This is a genomic window from Polaromonas sp. P4_H1, from assembly GCF_056400945.1.
This window is the reverse complement of record NZ_JBFUKG010000143.1, coordinates 1-534: the sequence shown is the minus strand read 5'-3', so window position 1 is coordinate 534 and position 534 is coordinate 1. Positions and strand designations below refer to the sequence as shown.

The 534-nt window shown below is 62.2% G+C and carries 2 protein-coding genes; one reads left to right on the top strand and one right to left on the bottom strand.

What is annotated here, in order from left to right; translation table 11 throughout:
• On the bottom strand, positions 1–185 hold a 185-nt coding region (locus AC1DS5_RS25570), incomplete at its 3' end, for a hypothetical protein (RefSeq protein ID WP_477721042.1).
• A 177-nt stretch (positions 186–362) separates the two neighbouring features.
• Here AC1DS5_RS25570 and AC1DS5_RS25565 point away from each other — a divergent pair.
• Positions 363–534: AraC family transcriptional regulator (locus tag AC1DS5_RS25565; protein ID WP_477721043.1), on the top strand; the 172-nt coding region annotated here is incomplete at its 3' end.

Genomic DNA, 534 nt, shown 5'->3' with positions numbered 1-534 from the left:
ATCTTGATGTTCTGAGTCTGCTCTAGTCGGTCTTGAGCGGCCCAGCGGCGCTTCGCCGCCTCATTGGCGGCTGGGGAGGTGTCGGGCTTTAGAGGCCCGCTGGCGGCAGCATCATATTTATCCGACGTGTTGTAAGCCACCCAGGCCAAGAAGCCTGCTAGTACGAACAGAACGATCTTCGGCATTACACGATCTCCCCAGCGGCAGCTTAACGCAACCTTTGGGTGCGCGCCAAGGCACCGTGGCGGGAGGCTCAGCTATAGTAATTCCGAAGGCGGACGAGCTACTTCCCACATCCGCTTTCTCGCCCCCACAGCAAGACCGATCAAGACACCTCCATCCGCCCATGCGATACCCGCCGCATGAACCAGCCCATGCCGCACCGCACGCCCGATCTCGTTGCCGTCCTCGCCTGGATCGAGCAGCATCTCGACGATCCGCTCTCCGTCGACGTGATCGCCGCCCACGCCAAGCTCTCGCCCTATCATTTCTCGCGGCTGTTCTCGGCCGCGATGGGGCGGGGCGTGATGGCAC